8 protein-coding genes are annotated in these 8086 nt (G+C 64.0%); 1 reads left to right on the plus strand and 7 read right to left on the minus strand.

Annotation, left to right across the window (positions count from 1 at the left end):
- Both EN939_RS12575 and EN939_RS12580 read right to left on the minus strand, forming a co-directional pair.
- Window positions 1-615, minus strand: a 615-nt coding sequence (locus EN939_RS12575) for a substrate-binding domain-containing protein (protein WP_164750968.1), incomplete at its 3' end; no start/stop codon positions are given.
- 62 nt (window positions 616-677) lie between these two features.
- The gene (locus tag EN939_RS12580; protein ID WP_127268271.1) at window positions 678-1925 is read right to left on the minus strand and encodes an enolase C-terminal domain-like protein; all 1248 of its coding nucleotides are present in this window, start codon (window positions 1923-1925) and stop codon (window positions 678-680) included.
- A gap of 150 nt (window positions 1926-2075) precedes the next feature.
- Between EN939_RS12580 and EN939_RS12585 the strand changes: the two genes are divergently transcribed.
- Window positions 2076-2837 carry a GntR family transcriptional regulator gene (locus EN939_RS12585; RefSeq protein WP_127268272.1) on the plus strand — a complete coding sequence of 254 codons (762 nt, stop codon included), beginning with the start codon at window positions 2076-2078 and terminating at the stop codon, window positions 2835-2837.
- 130 nt (window positions 2838-2967) lie between these two features.
- On the opposite strand, the gene EN939_RS12590 is transcribed toward EN939_RS12585, so the two are convergent.
- From EN939_RS12590 to EN939_RS12610, 5 genes are all read right to left on the minus strand, one after another.
- Complete coding sequence (locus tag EN939_RS12590; protein WP_127268273.1) at window positions 2968-3846, minus strand: SMP-30/gluconolactonase/LRE family protein; 879 nt, start codon at window positions 3844-3846, stop codon at window positions 2968-2970.
- Window positions 3847-3893: 47 nt separating this feature from the next.
- Window positions 3894-4856: a 3-keto-5-aminohexanoate cleavage protein gene (locus tag EN939_RS12595; protein ID WP_127268274.1), complete on the minus strand. Its 963-nt coding sequence runs from the start codon at window positions 4854-4856 to the stop codon at window positions 3894-3896.
- Window positions 4853-5800: a 3-hydroxyacyl-CoA dehydrogenase gene (locus EN939_RS12600; protein WP_127268275.1), complete on the minus strand. Its 948-nt coding sequence runs from the start codon at window positions 5798-5800 to the stop codon at window positions 4853-4855. Before EN939_RS12600 ends, EN939_RS12595 begins: the two co-directional genes overlap by 4 nt.
- 11 nt (window positions 5801-5811) lie before the next feature.
- Complete coding sequence (locus EN939_RS12605) at window positions 5812-6618, minus strand: SDR family oxidoreductase (protein WP_027036215.1); 807 nt, start codon at window positions 6616-6618, stop codon at window positions 5812-5814.
- Window positions 6619-6631: 13 nt separating this feature from the next.
- On the minus strand, window positions 6632-8086 hold a 1455-nt coding region (locus tag EN939_RS12610), incomplete at its 5' end, for an ABC transporter permease subunit (protein ID WP_127268276.1).

Here is an 8086-nt window from a genome sequence, read left to right on the forward strand (position 1 = left end):
CCACTGGCCATAGACCTCGCCGACAGCCTTGTAGCTGGCGTGCGCCTTCATCGCCTTCTCGACGCCCTCATGCAGGCGCTTGTCGAAACCGTCGCCGGCCATACCGCGGATCTCGAGGATGTTGGCCGGTTTGTCGCCGAGCTTGCTGGAGATGAAATCCAGTTCTGCCTTGGCATAGGAGTCAAGGTTGTAGTCGACGACATAGGCGCAAGGCTCGGTGACGCCGCTGGCGAAGGCAACGACCGTGATACCGGCATTGCAGGCATCCTTGATGGCGCCGTTGAGTGCGGTGTCGGAGCCGGCAAGGACGATGATCGCGTCGTAGCCCTGCAGGATCAGGTTCTCGATCTGGCTGGCCTGTTCGGTCACCGAATTGTTCGAGCTGACGACGGCTGTTGCGGCGATCTGCTTGTCGGCCACGGCCTTGGCGCCCATTTCCTCGAAGCTCTTGATCATCACCTGGCGGAAGGAATTGCCGGCGTAGGAATTGCTGAAGGCGATCTTCTTGGCCGAAGTGTCGCCCTTGGCGACGCCTTCATCGGCGCGCGCGTCCAGCGCTGCAAAGCTGGTGCAGCCGAGCATGGCTGCAATGAATAAGGCTGTGGTCCTGCTCATTGTTGTTCTCCTCCGGTTGAAAGTCATAGCGTCCTCCCGCCGATCCTTTCGAACGAAAAATCTCAGCCCAGCCCGAGATCAGGCACGGCATCGTTCAAATGGTCGGCGAAATTCGTGTTGGGCAGCAGCGGATACCAGCCCGGACGGCCGGGATCGCGGTCGTAGGCATAGCCGCCCAGCGAGCGATAGAGCTCGGCATAGGTGGCGAGTTTGTCACGATCGAGCTCGACACCGAGGCCCGGTGCCTCCGGCACCGCGATCGCACCATTCTCGTAGGGCATCTTGCCGCCGATGATGATGTCGTCGGCAAGGTGGTGATAATGCGCGTCGGCGGTGAAGACCAGGTTGGGCAGCACAGCGCCAAGATGCAGCATGGTGGCGAGCTGGATGCCGAGTTCGCCAGAGGAATGCACCGCAATACCGAGACCGAACGTGTCGCAGATCTGCGCGGCGCGCACGCAGGCGCGGATGCCGCCCCAGAAGGTGGTGTCGAGCAGGATCACGTCAACCGCAGGGTCGCGCACATTGGTGGCGAGCTGTTCGAAATCGATGACGATGGTGTTGGTGGCCAGCGGGATGGAGAGCTTCTCGCGCAAGCGGCGCATGCCGGCAAGGCCCCAGGTCGGATCCTCGAAATAGTCGTTCCTGAGATCGGAAATGGCTTGGCCGAAACGCAGCGCCTCTTCGACCGACAGGGCGGCGTTCGGATCGTAGCGCAGCGTGTCGGCAGGAAATTCGGCGGCGAGCGCCCTGAAACACTCCAGCTCATAGTCGGGGTGAAACACGCCGGCCTTGAGCTTGTGGGCGTGAAAACCATGTTCGGCCTTGAGCGCGCGGGCATGCTCGAGCAATTGATCGATGGTGCGGACCTCTCCCTTGCCGCTGCGGCGGTCGGCATAACGGAAGAACAGATAGGAGGCGAAGCCGATCCGGTCGCGCACGCGCCCGCCAAGCAATTGGTAGACCGGCACGCCGAGCTTCTTGCCGATAATGTCGAGACAGGCGAATTCCAGCGCTGCGTGGAGCTGCGTGCGATTGTTGTAGAGCGACGCCGTCGGATTGCAGATGGCATAGCGCATCCGGTTGAGATCGAAAGGGTCATGGCCGACCAGGTAGGATTTCAGCCCGGCGAAAGCGAGTTCGGCGCCGGCGCCGCCACCGCCCATCTCGCCGAGCCCAACAATGCCTTCGTCGGTTTCGACCTCGACCACGGTGCGGACAAAGCGTCCCCAATGCGTACCGTTGCTGTGCCGCAATGCTGCTTCCAGCGGAACGGTGATGGTGGTCGCCTTGATGTCCGTGATCTTCATGCCGGCTCCTCTCCCCCTAGCCTGCCGGCGTCATACACACTACCATGGTAGTATGTCAATACAGCGTCAATCCTGCTTGCCGCTTGAGTTGGGACGTGCGTGGTGTCATGACCGGAGCAGTGCAGCGCCATTCACAGCAACGGATTCGTCATGGGGACCAAGCTTTCGGGGGCGACCAGGTTTTCAGGCAATGCTGCCAGGCTGAAGAACGCCGGTCAGCGCGACCCCTCGCGGGTGCTGGAGCCGGTCAACAATCGCATGCCGATCTCGCCGCAGATCTACGAGCGCCTGCGCCGCGCCATCACGACGCTGGCGATGTTGCCGTCGGAGGCGCTCAGCGAACAGGACCTCGCCCAGCAGCTCGGTGTCAGCCGTACACCGGTGCGCGAGGCGCTGATCCGGCTTGCCGATGAAGGGCTGATCGACATCCTGCCGCAACGCGGCAGCTTCGTCGCGCCGATCCGCCTGAGTGACGTCGAGGAAGCGCAGTTCATTCGCGAGGCACTCGAAGTCTCCGTCGTGCAGAAGCTGGCCGGCCACGGTTCGAGCGCCTTCATCGCGGCAGGCAGGGTGAACCTTGCCCAGCAGGCCAAGGCAGTGGCCGAGGGCGACCGCGAGCTTTTTCTCGAGCTCGACGAGGGCTTCCATCGCAGCCTTTGCGAAGAGGCCGGCCTGCCCAAGAGCTGGCGGGTGATCCAGGTGGTCAAGCTGCAGATGGACCGTGTGCGCTATCTGAGCCTGCCAGAGCCCGGCCACCTCGAAACGCTGCTCGCTCAGCATGTGGCGATCTTCGAGGCCGTGGAGACCGGCGAGGCAAAGCAGGCAGGCGCGCGTATGGCGGCGCATTTGCGCGAAGTGCTTCGCACGGTTCAACGGCTCAACGTGGCCCGCCCGGACCTCTTTGGCCAATGATCCGTCGACCGCTCATTGTGCCATTGGGTGAAGAGCAGACGCCTCGGACGTGCTGCCACATTCTTAATGAGGGATTCCTGCGCGCCAAGGCCTGATGCGCGTATGCTACGGGCGCTTCGCTTGCCTGGCGTCAGCCGCCGAAGCGCGGTTCCGCAACGCCTTTGATGCCAAGGCCCGTGATGGCGAACAGGCTACCGCGCAAAACGCCGTCGCCGGGAAAACGGGGTAGCGGCGGCTTGGCCATCGAGGTGACGTAGAGGGTGTCGAGCTTCGGTCCGCCGAACATGACGCTGGTGATCTTCTTGACCGGCATGTCGATGATGCGATCGATGCTGCCATCGGGGGCGTAGCGGATCAGTCGGCCGTCATAGACCAGCGCATTCCACAGATAGCCCTCGGCATCGACGGTCGAGCCGTCCGCCGCACCGCCCCGGCTCGTGTCGACGCGCACGAAGGTACGCCTGTTGGTGGCGACACCGGTGGCGATGTCGTAGTCGTAGGCCCATATCTCGCCGGTCCAGGTGTCGGCGAAATAGAAGGTGCGGTCGTCGGGGCTCCAGCATGGACCGTTGGAACAGATGATGCCGGAATCGATCCGGGTGACGGAGAAATCCGGATCGAGCCGGTAGAGCCCGCCGGACGGCCCCTCTTCCATCGTGTCCATGGAGCCAGCGAAGAAGCGGCCGCGCCGGTCAACCTTGCCGTCGTTGAGCCGGTTCATCGGCTTGTCCGGCTCGGGATCGTGGATCAGCGTCACATCGCCGGAGGCGAAATCGAGCAGATGGAAACCGCGCTGCAGCGACACCACGGCGCCGCTACCGTCCTTGCGCAGCGCCATCGAGCCGATCTTCATCGGCACATCCCATGACCGGATCTCGCGTCCGTCGGCGGTCGCCCGAAACACGCGCCCGTCGAAGCTGTCGATCCAGTAGAGTCGTTCCTGTTCGACGTCCCACAGCGGTCCTTCGCCCAGCGTGGTCTTCACGTCCACCACGACTTCGATCTTCATGCCGTCCTCCTCCGTTTTTGCGTCTCGCGGCGATTGTTCGGGCCGCCTCAGAAAGCGACCTTGTCGCCGCCTTTCAATGACAGGATTTCGCGTGCCTCGTCGGGCGTCGCCACCTCCATGCCGAGCCCTTCGATGATCTTGCGGGCCAGCAAGACCTGCTCGGCGTTCGATTTGGCAAGCTTGCCCTTGCCTGCCCACAGACTGTCCTCCAGCCCGACTCGGATGTTGCCGCCAAGCGCTGCCGATTGCGCGGCTATGCGCAGCTGGCTGGCGCCAGCGCCGAGAACCGACCAGCGGAACTGGTCGCCGAACAGCCGGTCGGCAGTGCGCTTCATATGGGCGACGTCTTCGGGATGGGTGCCGATGCCGCCGAGCAGTCCGAACACCGACTGCACGAAGAAAGGCGGCTTCACCAGCCCGCGGTCGGCGAAGTGCGAGAGGTTGTAGAGATGGGCGATGTCGTAGCACTCGAACTCGAAGCGCGTGCCGTTGTCGTAGCAGGTCGCCAGGATGTACTCGATGTCCTTGAACGAGTTGCGAAAGACGAGGTCGCGGGTCGCTTCCAGATGCGGCTTTTCCCAGTCGAATTTGAAGGTCTCGTATTTGTCGGCGAGGTGATAGAGCCCGAAATTGATCGAGCCCATATTGAGCGAGGCGACTTCCGGTTTGAACTGGGCGGCCGGGCGCACGCGCTCCTCGACCTTCATGTACGGGCTGCCACCGGTGGTGATGTTGATGGCGGCGTTGGTGCCTTGCTTGACGCGCGGCAGGAAGCGAGCGAAGGCCTCCGGCGTCTGGTCGGGCTTGCCGGTTTCCGGATCGCGCGCATGCAGATGCAGGATTGCGGCACCGGCTTCGGCAGCCGCGATCGCCTCCGAGGCGATCTGGTCTGGCGTGATCGGCAGATAAGGCGACATCGTCGGCGTGTGGATGGCACCTGTCACCGCGCAGGTGATGATGACCTTGCCCTTGGTCTGTGCAGGCCCCGGCTTGCGGCTGGTTTGCGTCATTCTCCGAACTCCTGATCCGATTTTCTCTTGTGGGCGGCGAGCGCCATGAGCCGGCGGTCACGCCACACCTGCCGGTCGCCCAGGCTTTGCTGTGGCAGTCGCTTGCGGCGATCAGCCTCGACCGTGTCGATGACCTTGCCGGCCCAGTCGACGCGTCGCTGCGTCTGGGGAAAGATGTTGGAATAGATGCCCTGATAACGCTCGACATAGTCGCGCACGCCGCCAGGCGCATTGAGATCGATGGTCTCGAATGGACCCATGAACGACCAGCGCAGCGCCAGCCCGTCGCGGATGCCGATGTCGACATCCTCGACACTGGCGTAGCCGTCGGCGACAAGCCGGAAAGCCTCCTCCAGCAATGCGCCTTGCAGGCGGTTCATGATGAAGCCGTCGAGTTCGCGGTTCATCACCAGGGGCGCATGACCGGCGTCGATGAGGAAGGCGCGGGTTGTCTCGACCGTCTCGGCGGACGTCCATGGCGCCGGCACGATTTCGGCCGCCGGAATGAGATAGGGCGGGTTGATCGGATGCACGACCAGGCAGCGCTGCCGCCCTTGCAGATGGTCGGTGAATTTCGACGGCAACAGCGCCGAGGTGGAACTGGCGATGACTGTTTGCGGATCGGCAAGGCTGTCGATCAGCGAGAACACCTCCCGCTTCACCTCGAGGTTTTCAGGCGTGTTCTCCTGGATATGGACCGCACCAGCCAGCGCCTCTGCCAGCTCGGCGACAATGGTGATCCGGCCGAGCACGGCGTCGACCGCCTGTCCCCGCAACAGGTCGTTCCGGGCGAGATCACCGAGCACGCCGGCAATGTAGTCGCGGGCGCCACCCGTGGCAGTGGGCAACTGGTCCCACATCCGCACATCATGGCCGGCGCGGGCAAAGCTGATTGCCCAGGCCCGCCCGATGAACCCGCTTCCGACAATTGCGACATTGGCCATGGATAGGCTCCTCAAAGTGTTTCGACATTGCCGTCGACGCCGAGCGACTGGCCGGAAATGTTGATCCCCGCATCGGAGAGCAGGAAGGCGACCATCGACGCCACATCATAGGGGCTGGTCATGCGGCGCAGCGAGATGTTTTGGAGATAACGATCCGTCATCTCTTCGTGGCTGATGCCGACCTGCTTGGCGCGCGCCGAGATAACACCTTCGATGCGGGGCCCCTCGATGATGCCGGGCAGGATGGCGTTGACCCTGATGGCGTGCGGTCCGAGCTCCTTGGCGAGACTCTGCGTGAAACCGATGACACCGAACTTGGCCGCCGAATAGGGTGTGCGGAAGGCGTAGCCATGGCGGCCGGCGGCAGACGACATCGAGACGATCGAACCACCGCCCGCCGCCTTGATCAGCGGCACGGCGCGCCGAGCGCACAGGAACTGGCCGGTCAGGCAGATGTCGATGCAGCGCCGCCAGTCGGAAGGGTCGATCTCGTCGACACCGCCTGTCGGCCCGGCAATGCCGGCATTGTTGATCAACGCATCGAGCCCGCCGAGTTTTTTCTCGACCGCCTCGAACAGGCGGTCGACATCCTCGTCGCGCGAGACATCGGCCTTGACCGCAGCGACAAGGTCGATCTTGCCGGGAGCAGCGGCCAACGCCTCGTCGGAAACATCGCAGACGACGATGCGAGCGCCGAGGCGTGACAGCGTGTCGGCTATGGCAAACCCGATGCCGCCGGCGCCCGCCGTGACCAGCACGCGCTGGCCTTTCAGCCCGGTCAAAAATTCGTCCGCCGATGCCGGCGCCCTTGTGCTCATGGTCCTGTCCTTCTCATTGCAGCCGCCGTTCGCGCAGCGCCATGACGGCGCCCAGAACGACCAGTCCGTAAAGAATTGCCCTCGTGGCATAGGGAAGCGTGGTGCCGGCGAGCAGCATCTGCAGTGCGGTCAGCAACAACACGCCGCCGAGCATGCCGAGATAGTGGCCGCGTCCGCCGGTGATCAGCGCGCCGCCGACCACCACCACAGCGATCGACGGCAACAGGTAGTCGTCGCCCATGCCAAGGCTTGCCTGACCCGAAAAGCCGGTCAGCATGATGCCGACAACAGCCGCGCAGACGGCCGAAAGCATATAGACCAGGATCAGCGTGCGCTCGACGCCGATGCCCGACAAGCGCGCCGCGCGTAGCCCATTGCCGATGCCGTAGACGCGTCGTCCGAACGGGGTGCGGCCAAGCAGCAGTACCGCCGCGACGACAAAGACGACCATCAGCAGCACTATTGGAGTCAGCAGGCCGGCGAGCTTGGCCGTCATGACCCAGCGCAGCATCGGCGAGGAAAAACCGGCCGGCGTGCCCTGCGAATAGAGCAGCGCACAGCCTTGCAGGATGCCGTTGGTGGCGAGCGTCATGACGATCGGCGAGATGCCGAGATAGACGATGCCGAAACCATTGGCGAAGCCAATGGCGCAGGCCATCAACAGGACGACCGGCAAGGCGTAGACAAGGGCGGCGTCGGAGCCGTTGACCATGCCGGCCAGGATGATGCCGGAGATGCCGATCGTCCACGGCACGGAGAGGTCGAGGCCACCGGTCAGAATGACGGTTCCCTGCCCCAGCGCCAGGACGGCTAGGAAGGACGATAGCACCAGCAGCGAATTCCAGTACCCCGGATTGAGGATGGCGCGGCCGAGCCAGACCTGCGTGACGACCACGATGAGCAGCAGGCAGACATAGGCGGGCAGCGCATAACGCAGCGTTTCCGCGTTGCGCAGGTGGAAGGCAGGGCGCGGCGCCGCCGGACTGCGCTGGGCATGGGCTGGTTCGGCGGTCTTGAGACGCCGGTCCACGCGCTCGAGTTGCGAGGGCAGTATGCCGGCGCGCCAGGCGGCGAGCCGGGCACGCGCGGCGCGTAGCTGCACGGCAAGCACCGATGCATGCGAGATGGAGCCGGCAAGTGCTGCCAGCACCAGAATGGTGCCTTCGGCGATGGTCGCATAATAGGCCGAGACATTGAGCACCAGCAGGATGTTCACCACGATCATCAGGATGTAGGCGCCGAAGACCGAACCCACCGGGCCGCCCTGCCCGCCGCCGAGGCGCGTGCCGCCGACGACGACCGCCGCGAACATCGACAACAGCAGCGGATTGCCGACCAGCGGATCACCGCTGCCGGTCTGGGCGCTGATGAAGACGCCGGCAAGGCCATAGCAGCCGCCGGCGATGACATAGACGGCAAAGCGCACCAGCACGACATTGATGCCGACGGAAGCGGCCGACTCCGGATC

Origin of the sequence: Mesorhizobium sp. M7A.F.Ca.CA.002.05.1.1 (assembly GCF_003998335.1) — a bacterium.
Lineage (GTDB): Bacteria > Pseudomonadota > Alphaproteobacteria > Rhizobiales > Rhizobiaceae > Mesorhizobium.

Bases quoted from the DNA above. Each gene is read 5' to 3' on its own strand.
- EN939_RS12580 (WP_127268271.1), bottom strand. From the start codon at position 1,925: ATGAAGATCACGGACATCAAGGCGACCACCATCACCGTTCCGCTGGAA.
- EN939_RS12585 (WP_127268272.1), top strand. From the start codon at position 2,076: ATGGGGACCAAGCTTTCGGGGGCGACCAGGTTTTCAGGCAATGCTGCC.
- EN939_RS12590 (WP_127268273.1), bottom strand. From the start codon at position 3,846: ATGAAGATCGAAGTCGTGGTGGACGTGAAGACCACGCTGGGCGAAGGA.
- EN939_RS12595 (WP_127268274.1), bottom strand. From the start codon at position 4,856: ATGACGCAAACCAGCCGCAAGCCGGGGCCTGCACAGACCAAGGGCAAG.
- EN939_RS12600 (WP_127268275.1), bottom strand. From the start codon at position 5,800: ATGGCCAATGTCGCAATTGTCGGAAGCGGGTTCATCGGGCGGGCCTGG.
- EN939_RS12605 (WP_027036215.1), bottom strand. From the start codon at position 6,618: ATGAGCACAAGGGCGCCGGCATCGGCGGACGAATTTTTGACCGGGCTG.